The organism is Rhodococcus sp. 320_ES (assembly GCF_059691855.1).
Genome location: NZ_JCAWAG010000005.1, coordinates 202,763 through 220,333 on the forward strand (window position 1 = coordinate 202,763; position 17,571 = coordinate 220,333).

Below are 17,571 nucleotides of genomic sequence, written 5' to 3' on the forward strand. Positions count from 1 at the left end.
ACCGCACGGGCCAACGCTCGTGTTGCGGCACGAGAGGACGGCTATCGATGAGCGCGCGAATCACGGTCACAACCGAAACGAGGCACTCGGGGATTCTCGGCTTGGGTGCATATCGACCTGAGCGAGTGGTGACCAACGAGGAGATCTGTCAGACGATCGACTCCAACGACGAATGGATCCGGACCCGCACCGGCATCGAGAGCCGTCGATTCGCCGCACGCGACGAGACGGTCGTATCCATGTCGATCGAAGCCGGACGACGGGCACTCGAGAACGCCGGCGTCGACCCTGCCGAGATCGGCTGCGTCGTCATCGCGACGTCCACCCACCTGCTTCTGTCCCCGCCCGCGGCGCCCATCGTGGCCGACGCGCTCGGAACCGGGGGGCCCGGAGCATTCGACGTCGGCGCCGGGTGCGCCGGATTCTGCTACGGCCTCAGCTTGGCCTCGGACATGATTCGAAGCGGTACCGAGGACAAGGTGCTCGTCATCGGTACCGAAATCCTCTCTGTGACAACACGTCCCGACGATCGCGGCACACGCATGATCTTCGGCGACGGCGCCGGCGCCATGGTCGTCGGCCTCACCGACGAGCCGGGAATCGGACCCGTCGTATGGGGATCGGACGGCTCGCAGGCCGACGCCATCACGCAGGACAAGGACTGGCTGCAGTACTTCGACGATCTGAAGGAAGATCCGAAGGCCGACCGCCCCTGGATCAAGATGACCGGTATCGCCGTCTTCCGCTGGGCCGCCTTCGAGATGGCCAAGGTCGCCAAACTCGCGCTCGACAAGGCCGGTGTCGCCGCCTCCGAGCTCGACGTGTTCGTGCCGCACCAGGCCAATTCGCGCATCACCGACCTCCTCGCGAAGAGTCTCGACCTGGGCGAGGACATTCCGGTGGCCCACGACATCGCCGAAGCGGGCAACACCTCCGCCGCCTCGATTCCGCTCGCCGTCGAAGAAGTTCTGCGTACCGGCAAGGCCAAGGAGGGCGACACGGCGCTGCTCCTCGGATTCGGTGCGGGCCTGTCCTACGCGGGCCAGGTCGTGACGTTGCCGGCGGCGCCGAAGAGCTGACGTCGCGGAGTTTCTGCACACACGGTAGCTGCAGACACGACGAAGCCGGGTCGAGATGAACTCGACCCGGCTTCGTCGTGTGCGGGGTTACCCGTTGAAGGCTTCCTCGATGATCTCCTGCTGCTCGACGGCGTGCACCTTGCTCGAACCCGAGGACGGGGCCGACATGGGGCGACGCGAGACGCGCTTGATCCCGGTCAGCAACTCCGGCAACAACTCCGGGAACGCCAAGCCGAACGTCGGCCATGCACCCTGGTTGGCCGGCTCCTCCTGAACCCAGCGGAACTCCGTTGCGTTCGGGTAGCTGTTCAACGCGTCACGGATGCGGCGCACCGGAATCGGGTAGAGCTGCTCGATGCGCACGATCGCCACGTCGTCGCGCTTGTCCTTCTGCTTGCGCGCCACCAGCTCGTAGTACAACTTGCCGCTGACCATCAGGACACGCTCGACCTTGCTGCGGTCGCCGGTACCCGTTTCGTAGGTGGGCTCGTCGAACACCGAGTGGAACTTGCCGTCGGTGAAGTCCTCGATGTTGCTGACCGCAGCCTTGTTGCGCAGCATCGACTTCGGCGTGAAGACGACCAGCGGACGCTGGATGCCGTCACGGGCGTGGCGGCGCAGCAGGTGGAAGTAGTTGGCCGGTGTCGACGGAACTGCCACCGTCATCGACCCTTCCGCGCACAGCTGCAGGAACCGCTCGATGCGGCCGGACGTGTGGTCCGGGCCCTGGCCCTCGTGGCCGTGCGGGAGCAGCAGCACGACGTCGGAGAGCTGACCCCACTTGGCTTCACCCGACGAGATGAACTCGTCGATGATCGACTGCGCGCCGTTGACGAAGTCGCCGAACTGCGCCTCCCAGAGCACCAGTGCGTCCGGGTTGCCGACCGAGTAGCCGTACTCGAAGCCCACGGCCGCGAACTCGCTGAGCGCGGAGTCGTAGACCATGAACTTGCCGCCGCCCTCGCCGCCGAGGTTGCGCAGCGGGGTGTACTCGGCACCGGTCTTGCGGTCGATGATCACCGAGTGACGCTGGGTGAACGTGCCGCGGCGTGTGTCCTGACCGGACAGACGCACGAGCTTTCCTTCGTCGACGAGGCTGCCGAGCGCGAGGAGCTCGCCGAACGCCCAGTCGACCTTGCCCTCGTACGCCATCTCGCGACGCTTCTCGAGCACCGGCTTGACGCGCGGGTGCACGTTGAAGCCTTCCGGGACGTCGAGGAACGCGTCGCCGATGCGGTGAAGCACCGACTTGTCCACGGCCGTCTTGAGTTTCGACGGCAGCTGCTGGTCGAGCTCGACGGATTCGCTGGGCTCGGGGGTGTACTTCTCGAGCTCACGCACCTCGTTGAAGACCCGCTCGAGCTGACCCTGGTAGTCGCGGAGCGCGTCCTCTGCTTCCTTCAGCGAGATGTCGCCACGACCGATCAGCGACTCGGTGTAACTCTTGCGGACGCTGCGCTTGGTGTCGATCACGTCGTACATCGACGGCTGCGTCATCGAGGGGTCGTCACCCTCGTTGTGACCGCGGCGGCGGTAGCATATGAGGTCGATGACGACGTCCTTGCCGAACTTCTGGCGGTAGTCGACGGCGAGCTGTGCAACCCACACGCACGCCTCGGGATCGTCCCCGTTGACGTGGAAGACCGGCGCCGAGATCATCTTGGCGACGTCGGTGCAGTACTCGGACGAGCGCGAGTGCTCGGGCGAGGTGGTGAAGCCGACCTGGTTGTTGACCACCACGTGCACGGTGCCGCCGGTGCGGTAGCCGCGCAGCATCGACAGGTTCAGGGTCTCGGGAACGACGCCCTGGCCGGCGAACGCTGCGTCGCCGTGCAGCATCAGGGGGAGGACGGAGAAGCCGTCGGGACCCGTGCCCTTGTCCAACAGGTCCTGCTTGGCGCGGACCAGGCCTTCGAGAACCGGGTCGACGGCTTCGAGGTGCGACGGGTTGGCCGTGAGCGAGACCTTGATGTCGTTCTCACCGAACATCTGGATGTAGTTGCCCTCGGCACCGAGGTGGTACTTCACGTCGCCGGAGCCGTGTGCGGCGGCCGGGTTCATGTTGCCCTCGAACTCGGTGAAGATCTTCGAGTAGGGCTTGCCGACGATATTGGCGAGCACGTTCAATCGGCCGCGGTGCGGCATGCCGATCGCGACCTCGTCCAGACCGTGTTCCGCGCTCTGGTCGATGACGGCGTCCATCAGCGGGATGACCGACTCGGCACCCTCGAGCGAGAAGCGCTTCTGTCCGACGTACTTGGTGCCGAGGAACGTTTCGAAGGCCTCGGCGGCGTTCAGCTTCGAAAGAATGTACTTCTGTTGTGCGACAGTCGGTTTGACGTGCTTGACCTCGATGCGCTCCTGCAGCCACGCCACCTGATCGGTTTCGAGGATGTGGGTGTACTCGACGCCGACGTGCCGGCAGTACGCGTCGCGCAGCGCGCTGAGCACGTTGCGCAGCTTCATTTTCTCGTTGCCCTGGAATCCGCCGACGTTGAACTCGCGGTCCAGATCCCACAGCGTGAGGTCGTGGCTGATCACGTCGAGGTCCGGGTGCATCCGGAACTTGTCCTTCTGCAGCATCAACGGATCGGTGTCCGCCATGAGGTGACCGCGGTTGCGGTACGCCGCGATGAGCTCGAGGATCCGGGTGCTCTTGTCGACGGTGCCCTTGGGCAGGTCCTGGCGCCAGCGGATCGGCTCGTACGGGATGGACAGACCGTGGAAGATCTCGTCGTAGAACTCGTCGCTGATCAGCAGGTTGTGGATCGTGCGCAGGAAGTCGCCCGACTCGGCGCCCTGGATGATCCGGTGGTCGTACGTCGACGTCAGGGTCATGAGCTTGCCGACGCCCATGTTGGCGATCGTCTCGTCGCTCGCGCCCTGGAACTCGGCGGGGTACTCCATGGCGCCCGCGCCGATGATGGCGCCCTGTCCCTGCATCAGGCGCGGCACGGAGTGCACCGTGCCGATGGTGCCGGGGTTGGTCAGCGAAATCGTCACACCCGAGAAGTCGGCAGCCGTGAGCTTGCCGTCGCGGGCGCGACGCACGATGTCCTCGTACGCGGCGTGGAACTGATTGAACGTGAACTCTTCGCAGCCCTTGATCGCGGCGACGACCAGCGAACGGCTGCCGTCCTTGCCGGGGAGGTCGATCGCGAGTCCGAGGTTGGTGTGCGCGGGGGTGACCGCGTTCGGCTTGCCGTCGACCTCGGCGAAGTGCCGGTTCATGTTCGGGAAGCTCTTGATGGCCTGCACGATCGCGTACCCGAGCAGGTGGGTGAACGAGATCTTGCCGCCTCGCGTGCGCGCGAGGTGGTTGTTGATGACGAGCCGGTTGTCGATCATCAGCTTGGCCGGGATGGCGCGCACCGACGTGGCCGTCGGGATCTGCAGCGATGCCGACATGTTCTTCGCGACGGCCGCAGCTGCGCCGCGCAGAACCTTGCTGGAATCTTCGGCCGGCTTGGATTCTGCCGGCTTCGACTCGGCGGGCTTGGGAGCCTCGGCCTTCGGCTTGTCGGCCTTGGGAGCTTCGGCCTTGGGAGCTTCTGCCTTCGGCTTGTCAGCCTTGGGAGCTTCGGCCTTGGGTGCCTCGGCCTTCGGCGCTGCCTTGGGCGGCGCCGGCGCGGCGGGGGGAGTTTTGGTCTCGGGTTTCGGGGCGCCCTTGTCGGATGCGGACCCGTTCTTTCCGTTCGACGCCGAGCCGGTCGTGGCGGCTGCGTCCGGGCTGTAATTGGTGAGGAATTCGTGCCAGCTGGAGTCGACGGACTCAGGATCCTTTTGGAATCTCTGGTACATCTCGTCGACCAGCCACTGGTTCTGTCCGAATTCTGTTGTAGAGCTGCTGCTCACGGCAGGGTTTCGCCTCGTTTCCTTCTTTGTCCTCGCTCAGCGCACGGCACCATCCAGGCTAGACCTATCGCGCGCGGCTCGTGCCCTCGTTCCGGGCCTGTGACTGGTCTCACCGGGCGAATGCCCGGCGTCACCGGTAGAAGCTTCCGCAATGTCCCAGAGCCGCGAGTAGAACCCGCTCGACGCACGCAACTCTGCGTGAGTGCCGCGCTCCACGATACGACCTCTGTCGACAACCAGGACGAAGTCGGCACGCGCCGCCGTGGCGAGTCGATGCGCGACGATCACCGCGGTCCGCGAACGGGTCACCGTTCGGCTCGCGTCGAGCACCGCTCGCTCGGTCGCCGGGTCCAGTGTGGCGGTGGCTTCGTCGAGCAGCAGGATGTCGGGATCGACCAGCTCGGCGCGCGCGAGGGCGACGAGTTGCCGTGCCCCGGCCGACAGGCCCTGGCCGCGCTCGCCGACGGGCGTCAGCATGCCCGAGCTCATCGATCCGATGAGGGGCAGAGCGCCCACCGCGCGTGCCGCGGCGTCGATCTCGGCTCGCGACGCGTCGGGGCGGCCGTACGCGATGTTGCTGGCCACGGTTCCGGTGAACAGGTGCGCTTCCTGCGGCACCACTCCGAGACGGTGGCGGTACGGCAGCAACGCGTAGTCGCGCAGGTCGACGTCGTCGGCCCGCACCGATCCGTCGGTCGGGTCGTAGAAGCGGGCGATCAGTTTGACGATGGTCGACTTGCCGGCGCCGGTTCGGCCGACGAGCGCCACGGTCGTTCCCGCCGCAATGGTGAGCGAGACGTCGGACAGCGCGTCCGAGTGGGCTCCCGCGTACCGGAAGGTGACGTCGTCGAACTCGACGCGCCCGCGCAGATGTCCGTCGACCACCCGGCCGCCGGCGGACGACGCCGCTTCGATCGAGCTGGGCGTGCGGAGCAGATCACCGATTCTGCTCAGTCCCACCGATGCCTGCTGGTACCCGTCGAACACCTGCGAGAGCTGCTGGATCGGACCGAACAGCAACCCGAGATACAGCACGAACGCGACCATGGTTCCGGACGACGTCTCACTCGACGCGACGCGACTCGCGCCGACGAGCACCACAACGGCCAGGGAGAGGTCGGAGAGCAGAGTGATCGACGGGAAGAACACCGAGATGGCGCGTTGGGATCGCATTCGGCTGGAGCGGTAGAGGTCGGAACGGTCGGCGAAGCGGCGGGCGGCCACGGGCTCGTACCTGAACGCCTGCGCCACTCGCAATCCCGCGACGTTTTCCTGGAAGTCGGCGTTGACCGCTGAAATGCGTTCTCGTGACACCGAATACGCGCGTGAGGAGATGCGCCGGAAGACGAGCGTGGCGACTATGAGGGGCGGAACCACGCTCAACGCCACCAACCCGAGGACGGTGTCGGTCAGCACGAGAGCCACCGAGATCCCGACGACGGTCAGCACGCTCACGATCGCGGTCGACATTCCCGTCTGCATGAACGACGACAGCGCATCGACGTCCGTGGTCATGCGCGTCATGATGCGGCCGGACAGCTCGCGCTCGTAGTAGTCCAGACCGAGGCGTTGCAGGTGCGCGTAACTCCGCACACGCAGGCCGTAGAGCACACGCTCGCCTGCACGTGCGGTGATCACGGTCATCAGGCGCACCACGAGCCAGTCGATCGCCACGAGCGCCACCGCGACACCGGTGATCACCCACAGAGTGGTCGACGAATCGGCGGCAACGCCGTGGTCCACGGCGAACCGCGCGACCGACGGAAAGGTGATGCCGATCAGGGAATCCAGCGCGAGGCAGACGACGACGGCGGCCAGGAGCCACCGCACCGGCCGCAGCAATCGCGTGAGGCGGAAGTCGGGGTCGGGCGCGCGGAGAGACGCCGGATCGAGCGCCGGTGATTCGTCGGCCGGCGGAAGGCGTTTCACCGATTCCTGCAGGGCGGCCGTCGGGGCGACGCTTCCCAACGCGCCGGACACGGCGCCGTGACCACCGACCGTCGGGACGCCGACGGCCTCGCGAGAGCCGACCACCTCGCTCGTCTCCGGCCACAGCTGCGCCTGCGTCGGCTCGGCGGGCGCCGCCTCGGCCTCGTCGTCGGACCCGGACAGCAATTGCCGGAACAGCAGGCACCGAGCGTCGAGTTCGGCCACCGTGCCGATGTCGACGATGTGACCCTCATCCAGAACGGCAACGCGATCGGCCAGCGTCAGCGTCGAACGCCGGTGTGCGAGAACGACTGTCGTGGACGATCCGCGGCGACGGAACGCGTCGAAGATCGACGCCTCGGTTTCGGCGTCGACCGCGGAGGTGGCGTCGTCGAGCACCAGGACGCGCGGCGACGCGAGCATGGTTCGCGCCAGGGCGACCCGCTGACGCTGACCGCCGGACAGTGTCAGCCCGCGTTCACCGACGACGGTGTCGTAACCGTCGGGAAGCGCGGAGACGAAATCGTGCGCCATCACCATCCGTGCCGCGTCCTCGATCGAGGCAGCGTCGGCGTCCGGTCTGCCGAGCGCGATGTTCGCGGCGATCGTGTCGGAGAAGAGAAACGGATCGTCGAACGCCACCCCGACTGCGCTGCGCAACGAGTCCGAGGACACGGTCGCGATGTCGATCGCAGCGCCGTCCGGCGTCGTCAGAGCGAGGGATCCGCTCTGGGGTGAGTAGAAGCGAGGGATCAGGAGCGACAACGTCGATTTGCCCGACCCGGAATGCCCGACGATCGCAAGAGTTTCACCCGGCCGCACGGTGAGGTCGAGGTCGCGCAGAATGGGGTGGGCGGAGTCGAAGCCGAAGGTCACCCCGTCGATCCGCAGGCCCAGCGGTCCGTCGGGCAGGTCGACGGGATCGGCCGGAGGGAGTACCGACGGCTCGGTGTCGGTCACGTCGTAGACGCGTTCGACCGCGGCGCGCGAGAGCTGCGCCATCACCAGCACCGACGTGATGGTTCGTGCGACGGCCGACATCGTGGCGACGTAGCTCGCGAACGCCAGGAACGTTCCGATGGTGATGGATCCGCGCAGCGCGAGGAACCCGCCGAGTCCGATGATGCCCGCGAGGCCGAGCTGGGGGAATGCCGCCATGGTGGGGGCGAAACGCGAGTTGATGACCGCGGCGCGCAGACGCTCGGCGTACAGCACGCGGCTGTGCGTCTCGAGCTGGTCGATGGCCCGAGATTCCTGACCGAACCCCTTCACGACGCGTACGCCCGTGACCGTCTCCTCGACGTGCCCGGCCAGTTCCGCCGCTCGCTGCTGCGCGGACCACGTGGCGGCGAACAGCTGCGGTCGCAGACGAACCACCACCAGCGAGATCGCGGGCACCACGGCGAGCGCGACCAGCGTCAGCAGTGGTGACAGATAGGCCATGACGGCCAGTGCCAGCACGAACTGCAGCAGCGCGCCGGCCGACAGCGGAACCATCGCCAGCAGCCCCTGCACGAGTTGGAGGTCGGTGATGGAACGCGACACCACCTGCCCGGTGCTGATCTCGTCCTGCCGCTTCCCGTCGAGTCGTTGCAACGCGCCCAGCAGTCGCAGCCGCAGATCGTGCTGAACGTCGATGGACAACCGGCCGGCCAGAAGTCGCCGACCGAACTGACAGCCGAAACGGACCACTCCCAGCCCGGCGATGGCCAGTGCGATGGTCGCGATGGTGTCCGTTCGCGATGCAGTGGCGTCGTCGACGGCGGCGCGAGTCAGCAGAGGGAACGTGATGTCGATGCCCGCGGCGACGAACGTGACCAGCAGAGCGCCGATGGCGGTGCGCCGATGAGCGAAGCAATCGGCCGTCAACCGTCGTATCCAACCCGGCTTCTTACCTCCGCTCACCACTGGGTCGAGAGTAGCCCTGTCCGTTTCGAAGACCGTCGCGCTGACCTATGTTGACGGAGATGCGAGTAGCGGTGGTGGAGGACGACGACGGAGTCGGTGATGCACTCGTCGACGCGCTGACCGAGGTCGGACACGCTCCTGTCCGGATGCGCCGCGGCGCGGACCTGCTGCTCGGTTATCGCGACATGGACGTGGTGCTGCTCGATCTGGGGCTGCCGGACATGGACGGTCTGGAGGTGCTCCGCAAACTGCGAGCGCTGAGTTCGGTTCCGGTGGTGGTGTTGACGGCGCGCGACGACGAACGGTCGGTGGTGCGGGCGCTGCGCGGGGGAGCGGACGACTACGTGGTCAAACCGGCTCGCCTCGGCGAACTGCACGCACGTCTCGAGACGGCGGCTCGTCGGCGGCCGACGCAGACCGATGGCGTCGCCGAGAAGATCGAGCTGGGCGACATCGTCGTCGATCTCGTCGGCCGCAGCGCCGAAGTCGACGGCCGGGACATCGGGCTCACCACCAAGGAGTTCGACCTTCTCGCGCACCTCGTGGCGCGGCGCGGTGAAGCGGTGAGCCGAGAGCAATTGATGGACGCGATCTGGGGTGACGCGTACGTGGCGATCTCGCGGTCGCTCGACGTGCACATGACGGCCCTGCGCGCCAAGCTCGGCCGGCCCGGCGCCATCGCCACCATCCGCGGCTTCGGCTACCGCTGGGACACCTGACGTGCGACGCCGGGTGCTGGTGGTGCTGGTGATCTACTCCGTCGTCGTCGTGCTCGCCCTGTCGGTGCCGTTGGCCCTGTTCGTCGGCCGTGAACGTGTGCAGAGGTTCGCCGAGAACCGAACCGCCGCCGCGAACTTCATGGCCGAACTGAGCTCCCGCGAGGACGTGTCCGGTGAACCGAGGCTGCGAGAGTCGGTGCAGCGCTACAGCACTCTCTACGGCGAGGGGGTTGCTGTCGTCGACCGGGCGGGAGCGCCGCGTGCGGTGGCGGGCCTCGACCTCGCGCGCGGGGACGTGCAGCAGGCGGTTGCCGGTGCCCTGCGGAACCAGCGCGGCGACATCCCGTCCGACCTGACGCCGTGGTCCCAGCCCTCGGTCCTGGTCGCCGTGCCAGTGGGCGGGGGATCGCAGGTGGACGGGGCCGTCGTGATCGCGGCGTCCACCGCCGCCGCGCGGCGAGACGTCGCCGTCGCCTGGGCCGTCGTTGCCGCGGCGGCCTTGGCCATGCTCGTCACGATTGCTCTGATCGCTGCGGTGTTGTCTCGCTGGGTGGTTCGGCCGCTGACCGCGCTGTCGACGCGGGTGCATTCGTTCGGCGACACGTTCCCCGATCGGGGCCCGGTGGAGGTCGACGGGTCGGACGGGTCGGCCCCGTCTGTGGGGCCCCCGGAGGTGCGCGAGCTGTCGAGCGCCTTCGACGCGATGGCCGCCGACGTCCGGTCGGCCACCGCTGCGCAGCGTCGGCTGGTCGCGGACACGGCGCATTCCCTACGAAACCCGTTGGCAGCGTTGCGGATCCGTCTCGACTTGCTCGGTATGAAGATGCCCGCCTCGGCTGCCGACGCGCACGCGAAGACCACGGCGGAGGTCGAACGTCTCGGCAAGGTCGTCGAAGACGTGCTCGTCCTCGCGGCCGCCGAGGCTCCGGGCCGCCGTGCCGCAACCGGAAGCGACATCGGTGCGGTGATCGACGCCCGTGTCGAATTCTGGGCCGGGGCAGCGGACGTCGCGGGCATCACCGTGACCACCACCGGTCCCGGCGGGGTCCACCTCGAGACGCTGCCCGAGGACGATCTGGTGCGCATTCTCGACGTGTTGCTCAGCAACGCAACGAAATACGCCGGCGCCGGTGCGAGCGTCGAAGTTGGTCACCACCTCACCGACGACCACGTCGTCGTGTGGATGTCCGACACCGGACCGGGCGTTCCCGCCGACGAGTTGCCGATGATCGCCGACCGCTTCTTCCGCGCCTCCGGTACTCGCGGAGAGGGCACGGGGCTTGGCCTGTCCATCGTTCGTGCCCTCACCGAACGGGCCGGCGGGAGCCTCGAGGTGACCGCACGTCGCCCGACGGGGCTGCGCATCGTCATGACTTTCCTAAGGGACTGTTAGGAAACGCGGAATCGCTTGGATGTGAGTGTGCCTACGGTCACAGTGGGAGGACTCGTCACACCGTCCGGAAGGAATCACGCACATGGCTCACGACGCCACCTCGACCGCCACCTCGGCGCGATCGGCGCCACTGTCTTCGCCCGCCGCCACTCGGCGTGCGGTGCTGAACACGCTCAAAGGATCGTCGGGCAACCTCGTCGAGTGGTACGACGTGTACGTCTACACCGTGTTCGCGAGCTACTTCGAGAATCAGTTCTTCGACTCGGCGGACAAGAACTCGACGCTCTACGTGTACGGCATCTTCGCGGTCACGTTCGTCATGCGGCCCGTCGGATCGTGGTTCTTCGGTCGCTACGCGGACAGGAAGGGGCGACGAGCCGCCCTCACCTTCAGCGTCTCGCTGATGGCCGCGTGTTCGATGGTCATCGCGTTCACCCCGGGCCGCGAGAGCATCGGCGTCTGGGCCGCGGTCATCCTGGTCCTGTGCCGCTTGGTCCAGGGCTTCGCCACCGGCGGTGAGTACGGCGCGTCCGCGACCTACATGTCCGAGGCGGCCACCCGCGAGCGTCGCGGATTCTTCTCGTCGTTCCAGTACGTCACCCTCGTCGGCGGACACGTTCTCGCGCAGCTGACGCTGCTGGTGATGCAGGCGTTCCTCGACCGCGAACAGATCGCGGACTTCGGTTGGCGCCTCGCGTTCTTCATCGGCGGTGTGGCTGCCGTGGTGGTCTTCTGGCTGCGTCGCAGCATGGACGAGTCGTTGAACGAGGAACACCTCGACGCCGTGCGCAGCGGGGCGGACCAGTCGTCCGGGTCGATGAAGGAACTCTTCGTCAACCACGGACGCGCACTGCTGGTGTGCTTCATGGTCACTATCGGCGGCACCATCGCCTTCTACACCTACAGCGTCAACGCGCCCTCGATCGTCAAGGCGACCTACGAGGACCGCGGGATGACCGGCACGTGGATCAACCTCGCCGGACTGATCTTCCTCATGCTGCTGCAGCCGATCGGCGGACTCGTCAGCGACAAGGTCGGGCGCAAGCCGCTGCTCGTGTTCTTCGGAATCGGCGGCGTGATCTACACCTACGTGCTCATCACGTACCTGCCCACGGCAACCTCCGTGGTGCAGACCCTGACGCTGATCTGCGTCGGCTACGTCATTCTGACCGGCTACACCTCGATCAACGCGATCGTGAAAGCCGAACTGTTCCCGTCTCACATCCGCGCACTGGGCGTCGGCCTCGGTTACGCACTCGCGAACTCGGCGTTCGGCGGAACGGCTCCGCTGATCTACCAGGCCGCGAAGAACGGCGGCCACGTCACGTGGTTCATCCTCTACGTGACCGTCGTGATCGCCGTGTCGCTCCTGATGTACGTGTTCGTTCTGCGGAACAAGTCCGAAACGGTGCTCGACCGGGAGCAGGGTCGAGCGTTTCACTGAACCGGCATCCTAGGGTTGGCCCCATGCCCTCGGCCGGCTCGATAACCGCAGCACCGTTCTCCCGGAGGACGGTGCTGCGGGCCGGTCTGGCCTTCTCGGTGATGGCCGCGACGGGCTCGTGCGCGTCCCCGCCGCCCGTCCGGCTGCGGCTCGCTGCGGGAGAATCGGGCGGATTCTTCTACGAGTTCGCCGGATTGCTGTCCTCCGCCGCCGCCGATGCGGGGGCCGCGGCGATCGTTCCCCTCGAGACGTCCGGCTCGATCGAGAACCTCGACATTCTGACCGCCGGCGGCGCCGAACTGGCGATGACGCTCACCGACACCGCCTACGGTCGGCCGGTCGGCACTCTGGTCGCCGTGGGCTGCGTCTACGAGAACTACTTCCAGGTTGCCGTGCGCAGCGACTCGTCCATCGCGACCCTCGCCGACCTTCGGGGACGCACGGTGAGCATCGGGGCCAGCGGCTCCGGCGCGGCCATGGTGTCGCAGCGTGTTCTGGGCGCCGCCGGTCTGTCCGATCCCGGCGCGGTGCGCACGGTCCAGCTGGCGATGAACTCGGCGGTCGGCGCTCTGGCCGCGAACGAGGTGGACGCCGTCATGTGGGCGGGTGGGCTACCGACCCCCGCGTTCGCCGACCCGCCGACGCCTATTCGACTGCTCGATCTGGGAGGGCTCGTCGCGTCCCTGCGGGGACGTTTCGGCACGGCGTACGAGGTGGTGACGGTGCCGGCCGACGTCTACGGCGAGCACCCCGAGGTGTCGACCGTCGGCATTCCGAATCTGCTGTTGGTGCGTCCCGAGGTGCCGAACGACGCCGTCGCCGCTTTGGTGGGTGTGTTGCTCGACCGGTCGTCGGCGCTGGTTCCGCAGCAGGCCATCGGCACTCAGTTTCTCGACGCCAGGTCGCTGGTGATGACCGGCGCCGTTGCGCTGCATCCCGGTGCGGAGGAGGAATACCGCAGGCGACACGGCTGAGCGGGAACTGCTCAGCCGCGGCCGACGTACGGCATCCGGTTCGCCATGATCGTCAGCGTCGGCACGGTGACGTCGAGCGGCAGGTCCACGAGGTGAACGATCGTGTCGGCCACGTGCTTCGGGTCGAAGGTGGGCTCCGGGCGAGTCGAGCCGTCCGGCTGAAGCGCCGAGTGACCGATGCCGGACGTCATGTCCGTCGCGGCGTTGCCGATGTCGATCTGGGTGCAGCAGATGTCGAACGCGCGGCCGTCCAGTGAGATCGACTTCGTCAACCCCGACACCCCGTGCTTGGTTGCCGTGTACGCGGCGCTGGACGGTCTCGGCGTATGCGCGGAGATGGATCCGTTGTTGATGATCCGCCCGCCGCGAGGGTCCTGCGCTTTCATGATGCGCATCGCCTCGCGCGCGCAGAGGAAGACGCCGGTGAGGTTGACGGCGACGGTGGCGTCCCACCCGTCCGGATCGAGAGCGTCCACGCTTGCGGACGGCCCGAAGGTGCCCGCGTTGTTGATCAGAACGTCGAGTCGGCCGAACCGACCGACCACCTCCCCGAACAGCGATTCGACGGACTGCGCCGACGTCACGTCCGCGGCGGCCACGACCGCGTTGTCCCGGCCCGCTGCCGTCTCCTCCAGAGTGTCTCGAGTGCGTCCGACCAGCACGACGTGGTGACCGGCGTCGAGCAACGCCACCGACATCGCGCGGCCGAGCCCCGATCCCGCGCCGGTGACCACTACGACCTGTGCGCTGCGTTCGACATCGGCCATGGTCTAGGCGATGTCTCGCTGCTGGGTCCGCAGCCATCCCGCGCCGCCGAACACGACGGCCCACAGGATCAGCACCACCGTGCCGGCCACCGAACCGAGGAACGGATCGCCGTCGGAGATCGATCCGGCCGCGAGGGTCGAGATCGTGGACATACCGGGCAGAAACTGCGCGAGCGGCTGCGCGTCGATGCCGCTGAGGATGGCAACGACGATGGATTCGCCGACCGGGATCCACACCACCAGTGTCACCGCCGCCCAGGTGGGCGACGCGAACAGCAGACCCAGTCCCGCGCCGATCACCGTCCAGATCGTGGTGACCAGCAGACCGAGCAGGAACACCTGCACGACGAAACCGGTGACCTCGAACGTGCCGATACCGAACAGCAGCATCGAGATGATGCTGATGATCTGGGCCACCAGCGCGTACGCGAGTCCGAAGATCGCGGTGACGGCCAGTTTGGTTCCGATGACGCCGCCGCGACCCGACGACGACAGGAACGACGTCGTGATCGTGTGGTGTCGCAGTTCTCCCGCGGCATTGACGGCCCCGAAGACGGCGGCGAACAGCGTGGTCGCGGCGATCGTGACGAAGAGTCCCACCATCGAGATCTCGCCCTCGATGCCGAGTTCGGTGACCGACGAACTCGACGCGATGCTCGCGTAGATGGCGCTGGCGAACCCGCCGATCACGACGGGGGCGATCAACAGTGCCCACCAGAACTTGAGGGAGGTGACCTTGCGAACTTCGGATACGAGCAGACCGTTCACGGCCGACCTCCGTTCCACGGGCCCTGCTGGTACGGCGGCGGCGGTCCCCACTGCTGCGGCTGACCCCACTGTTGATTCGGTGGTGCGTAATTCTGTGGCGGATAGTTCTGTGGCTGGTTCGGCCCGACCGGTGCCGCGACGTACTGACCGGCGGTCATCGACAGGAACACCTGCTCGAGATCGATGTGCTCCGCCGATGTCCCGAACACGGTCACCCCGGCCTCGGACGCGATCGCGTTGATGTCGGGTTCCGACGACCCCGTCACCACCAGACGCCCGTCGGGGCCGATGCGCGTGTCGGTCACTCCGCGGGCGGCCAGCGCGACGGCGAGAGCGGGCGGGTCCGACGAGGCGACGAGCACGTGGCCGGGTCGCATCTGTCGAAGCTGATCGATGCTGCCCTGGTAGACGAGGGACCCGTAGCTCAGGATCACCAGGTGGTCGACGATCTGCTCGACCTCACGAATGATGTGGCTCGACACCAGCACGGTGCGCCCCGATCGCGCGTACGACCGCAGGAAGTCACGCAGCCAGGCGATGCCTTCGGGGTCCAGTCCGTTGGCGGGTTCGTCGAGCACCAGGATCTCGGGGTCGCCCAGCAGTGCTGTGGCGAGGGCCAGCCGCTGGCGCATGCCGAGCGAGAACTGGCCGGCAGGACGGTCCGCGGCATCGGTCAGACCGACCAGCGCGAGCACGTCGTCGGCCCGCTGATCCGGCAGTCCGAGGACCGGGGTGAACAACCGAAGGTGATGGCGCGCAGTGCGTTTCGGGTGCACGCTCTGAGCGTCCAGCACCGCGCCGACCACGCGCGAGGGGTGCTGCAGGCTGGTGTACGGCACTCCGTTCACCAAGGCGTCGCCCGTCGTGGGGCGCACCAACCCCAACATCATGCGCAGGGTCGTGGACTTGCCCGAGCCGTTGGGGCCGAGAAACCCCGTCACGGAGCCTCGCTGCACCGAGAACGACAGGTCGCGTACCGCCTGTATCGACCCGAAGGTCTTGCTCAACCCTCTGGCTTCGAGTGCCGGGGCGGGCGGTGGTCCGTATCCGGGGTAGCTCAACGCGGGTCTCCCGTGGATCGAGGATCGGGTGCGTAGGTCTGTGCAGTCTCGAGCGTGGAGGTTACTGCTCGATCCCGATCATCGCCCCGCCCCGATGACCTCGGCGAGTCGCCGAAGTACGTCCGACGGATCCTCGGTGTCCGGAAGCACGTGCAGCGCAACATGATCGGCGCCGGCCGTGAGGTGTTCGGTCACGGTGTCGACGATCTCGCCGGCGGTTCCGTGTGCGACGAGGGCGTCGATCAGGCGATCGCTGCCGCCGTCGGCGATCTCCTCCGGCGAGTATCCGAGCCGCTCGAGATTGTTGGTGTAGTTGCGCAGGTGCAGGTACGGGTTGTTCACCGGTGGGCGCCCGATCTCACGGGCGCGCTCGGGGTCCGCTTCGAGCACGAGTTTGTGTTCCGGCGCGAGGATCTTGTCGGGTCCCAGAATCTCGCGGGCGCTACGGGTGTGGTCCGGGACGGTCAGGTAGGGGTGCGCGCCCGCCGACCGGTCGGCGGCGAGCTGCATGACGCGCGGGCCGAGAGCGGCGAGCACGCGGCCCTCGGGAGGGACGCCGTCCGCATCGAGCACGTCGAGGTACTCGACCATCGCGGCGTAGGGCTTCTTGTATTCCTTCGTCGCCTCGGGGTGCCCGGTGCCGATCCCCAGAAGGAAACGTCCCGGAAAGCGCTCTGCCAGTCGGTGATACGAGGCAGCAACCTCGTGCGCGTCCGCGGACCAGATGTTGACGATGCCGGTGGCGACGGTCAGCGAGGTCGTGGCCGCGAGAGCCGTCTCGACGACGGCGAGGTCGGCGTCGGGTGACCCGCCGACCCACAGCGTGCCGAACCCGAGTGTCTCGACGGTGGCCGCGAGTTCTCCGGTGACGCCGCCCGCAGCGCGCCACAGGCCGTAGGTACCGAGCGGTGGTGTCGTGGTCACGGCAGTGCCTCCATGTCGTTTGCCTTCATGTCGTTTGCCTTCAGTTCGTCCGGTCGATCGTCGATCACTCCTGGCGCCGTCGCCCACGAGGTGGGGGGCGGGCCGAAGGTCTCGCGCGCGTTGCGAATCACGCCCTTGCCGAGTGAGCGGTTGCCGGCGCCGCCGATGACTGCACCGATACCGGCCGGCAGCATCGTGCCCAGGAAGAGGGCGCCGCGTTTGGCCGCGTACTTGGCGACGAACTTCTTGATGAGTCGCTTGTTGAGCCCGGACAGCCCGCCCGCTCCCGGGATCTTGCCGGTGATGAGTTTGCCGACGTTGCCCGAAGTTGTGCCGAGGGTCTTCTGCACGATCTCTCGACCGGTCTCGCCGAGCGCCACCGCGAGTACCAGCGCCTTGCGCTGTTCCTGATCGTGCACCGGGATTCCGTGTACCGACGCCACCGCGAGTGTGAGCAGCGCGGAGGCCTCGACGAAGAAGGTGGTCTCGGCCCCGACGGCGGCAACGGACGCGAGGGTGCCGACGCCCGGAACCGCTGCCGTCGCACCGGCAGCACCGCCGCTTCCGGTGACGGCGGTGAGGAACGTCTTCTCCATGCGCTCGATGATCTGAGCGGGCGATTCGTCGGGGTGCGCGCGCCGAATTCTCCACACGTACTTGTCGACGGTCGGGCCCTGCAGCTTGCTCCCGTTGTCGAGAATCGACACGAGCGCCTTCTCGATGCGTCCTTCGTCGGTTGCCATGTTTCCA

Annotated in this window: 12 protein-coding genes; 5 read left to right on the forward strand and 7 right to left on the reverse strand. The window is 67.2% G+C overall.

Annotation, left to right across the window (positions count from 1 at the left end; all coding sequences use genetic code 11):
- Positions 1–47 precede the first annotated feature (47 nt).
- Entirely contained in the window at positions 48–1,079 is a 1,032-nt protein-coding gene (locus tag AC59JP_RS18655) for a beta-ketoacyl-ACP synthase III (protein WP_497327305.1), read from the forward strand.
- 87 nt (positions 1,080–1,166) lie between these two features.
- Here the strand turns inward: AC59JP_RS18655 and AC59JP_RS18660 are convergent, their stop codons facing one another.
- Together AC59JP_RS18660 and AC59JP_RS18665 are read right to left on the reverse strand one after the other, a co-directional pair.
- Positions 1,167–4,934 (reverse strand): multifunctional oxoglutarate decarboxylase/oxoglutarate dehydrogenase thiamine pyrophosphate-binding subunit/dihydrolipoyllysine-residue succinyltransferase subunit, encoded by a 3,768-nt coding sequence (locus AC59JP_RS18660; RefSeq protein WP_497327306.1) that lies wholly within the window; start codon positions 4,932–4,934, stop codon positions 1,167–1,169.
- Positions 4,935–4,970: 36 nt separating this feature from the next.
- Positions 4,971–8,771, reverse strand: coding sequence for an ABC transporter ATP-binding protein (locus AC59JP_RS18665; protein WP_497327307.1), 3,801 nt, complete (start codon positions 8,769–8,771; stop codon positions 4,971–4,973).
- Positions 8,772–8,830: 59 nt separating this feature from the next.
- Between AC59JP_RS18665 and AC59JP_RS18670 the strand changes: the two genes are divergently transcribed.
- From AC59JP_RS18670 to AC59JP_RS18685, 4 genes are all read left to right on the forward strand, one after another.
- Entirely contained in the window at positions 8,831–9,490 is a 660-nt protein-coding gene (locus tag AC59JP_RS18670; protein ID WP_497327308.1) for a response regulator transcription factor, read from the forward strand.
- 1 nt (position 9,491) lies between these two features.
- Complete coding sequence (locus AC59JP_RS18675) at positions 9,492–10,883, forward strand: sensor histidine kinase (RefSeq protein ID WP_497327309.1); 1,392 nt, start codon at positions 9,492–9,494, stop codon at positions 10,881–10,883.
- A gap of 82 nt (positions 10,884–10,965) precedes the next feature.
- Entirely contained in the window at positions 10,966–12,327 is a 1,362-nt protein-coding gene (locus tag AC59JP_RS18680; RefSeq protein ID WP_497327310.1) for an MFS transporter, read from the forward strand.
- A gap of 23 nt (positions 12,328–12,350) precedes the next feature.
- Positions 12,351–13,301, forward strand: coding sequence for a TAXI family TRAP transporter solute-binding subunit (locus AC59JP_RS18685; protein ID WP_497327311.1), 951 nt, complete (start codon positions 12,351–12,353; stop codon positions 13,299–13,301).
- An 11-nt stretch (positions 13,302–13,312) separates the two neighbouring features.
- Here AC59JP_RS18685 and AC59JP_RS18690 read toward each other — a convergent pair whose 3' ends face one another.
- The 5 genes from AC59JP_RS18690 to AC59JP_RS18710 all read right to left on the reverse strand — a co-directional run bounded on the left by AC59JP_RS18690 (position 13,313) and on the right by AC59JP_RS18710 (position 17,564).
- On the reverse strand, positions 13,313–14,068 hold the full coding sequence (locus AC59JP_RS18690; RefSeq protein ID WP_497327312.1) for an SDR family oxidoreductase: 756 nt from the start codon (positions 14,066–14,068) through the stop codon (positions 13,313–13,315).
- Between the two features lie 3 nt (positions 14,069–14,071).
- A complete protein-coding gene (locus AC59JP_RS18695) occupies positions 14,072–14,836 on the reverse strand; it encodes an ABC-2 transporter permease family protein (RefSeq protein WP_497327313.1) in 765 nt (254 codons plus the stop codon).
- Positions 14,833–15,897, reverse strand: coding sequence for an ABC transporter ATP-binding protein (locus tag AC59JP_RS18700; RefSeq protein ID WP_497327314.1), 1,065 nt, complete (start codon positions 15,895–15,897; stop codon positions 14,833–14,835). Before AC59JP_RS18700 ends, AC59JP_RS18695 begins: the two co-directional genes overlap by 4 nt.
- Positions 15,898–15,975: 78 nt before the next feature.
- Complete coding sequence (locus tag AC59JP_RS18705; RefSeq protein WP_497327315.1) at positions 15,976–16,821, reverse strand: LLM class F420-dependent oxidoreductase; 846 nt, start codon at positions 16,819–16,821, stop codon at positions 15,976–15,978.
- A complete protein-coding gene (locus AC59JP_RS18710; RefSeq protein WP_497327316.1) occupies positions 16,818–17,564 on the reverse strand; it encodes a hypothetical protein in 747 nt (248 codons plus the stop codon). The genes AC59JP_RS18705 and AC59JP_RS18710 overlap by 4 nt, the downstream gene beginning before the upstream one ends.
- Between the last annotated feature and the right edge of the window lie 7 nt (positions 17,565–17,571).

Coding starts and splice junctions, on each gene's coding strand:
- AC59JP_RS18710 (WP_497327316.1), bottom strand. CDS start 17,564: ATGGCAACCGACGAAGGACGCATCGAGAAGGCGCTCGTGTCGATTCTC.
- AC59JP_RS18685 (WP_497327311.1), top strand. CDS start 12,351: ATGCCCTCGGCCGGCTCGATAACCGCAGCACCGTTCTCCCGGAGGACG.
- AC59JP_RS18655 (WP_497327305.1), top strand. CDS start 48: ATGAGCGCGCGAATCACGGTCACAACCGAAACGAGGCACTCGGGGATT.
- AC59JP_RS18680 (WP_497327310.1), top strand. CDS start 10,966: ATGGCTCACGACGCCACCTCGACCGCCACCTCGGCGCGATCGGCGCCA.
- AC59JP_RS18690 (WP_497327312.1), bottom strand. CDS start 14,068: ATGGCCGATGTCGAACGCAGCGCACAGGTCGTAGTGGTCACCGGCGCG.
- AC59JP_RS18670 (WP_497327308.1), top strand. CDS start 8,831: ATGCGAGTAGCGGTGGTGGAGGACGACGACGGAGTCGGTGATGCACTC.